Below are 940 nucleotides of genomic sequence, written 5' to 3' on the forward strand. Positions count from 1 at the left end.
AGCTTCGGCGCCGAACGGCTCTGTGTCCTCGGATTCATGCTCGATGGACGACCGTTCAAGGTCGAGCATGACATGAGGCTCGTGCTGTATTAGCTAGGCGAGGCTATTCGTTTTGTACTGTACTGAGGTAAGCACCATATCTAGAGCACTACCAACACGTCAAGCTCAGAACGTCAGTCACGCGACCGTGAACCGTATGCTCGAGGTGGCCAGGGCGATTTTGCGTCGGGCGGAGCGGGATTGGGAGTGGCTGGATCGTGCGCCAGCGGTGCGGATGCTCCCCGAGCCTCACAAGCGAATTCGGTGGCTGACCCAGGATGAGGCGAGCCGATTGATCGCGGAATTACCAGAACATCTGGCTGATATGGTGCTTTTCAGCTTGGCGACTGGACTACGTGAGGCCAATGTCACGGGGCTTGAGTGGAGCCAAGTCGATCTGGTTCGGCGCGTAGCCTGGATTCACCCCGATCAAGCCAAAGCGAAACGGGCGATTGGTGTGCCGCTCAATGCGGATGCCGTTCTCGTGCTGCGTCGCTGGATCGGAAGACACCAGGAACGCGTTTTCTGCTTTCAGGCGCGCGGCCGCGATCAATGGAGGCCGATTGGGAAAGCCGGGACGGCGGCGTGGAAAAAGGCACTCGAACGTGCCGGGATCAAATCCTTTCGTTGGCATGACTTGCGCCATACGTGGGCGTCCTGGCATGTGCAACTCGGGACGCCATTACACGTACTGCAGGAGATGGGAGGATGGAGGCTGAGGTATCCCCTAGCTATTTATATTTTAAACAAAGACTTAAACAATGGTTGCGGCGCGACAATGAACAGGCACAGGGGATCGTGGTCCTTGGGAAGTGACGAAACCACCCAGGAGACCCCCGATGCCTGTCATCACGATTCTACACCGATGCCTGGATCCGTTACTTCCACACATCTATTGCCG

The 940-nt window shown here is 57.0% G+C and carries 1 protein-coding gene; it reads left to right on the forward strand.

The window, feature by feature from the left end:
* Positions 1-274: 274 nt before the first annotated feature.
* Positions 275-940: site-specific integrase (locus CKO27_RS23920; RefSeq protein ID WP_338116183.1), on the forward strand; the 666-nt coding region annotated here is incomplete at its 3' end.

Source organism: Thiocystis violacea (assembly GCF_016583575.1).
GTDB classification, from domain to species: domain Bacteria; phylum Pseudomonadota; class Gammaproteobacteria; order Chromatiales; family Chromatiaceae; genus Thiocystis; species Thiocystis violacea.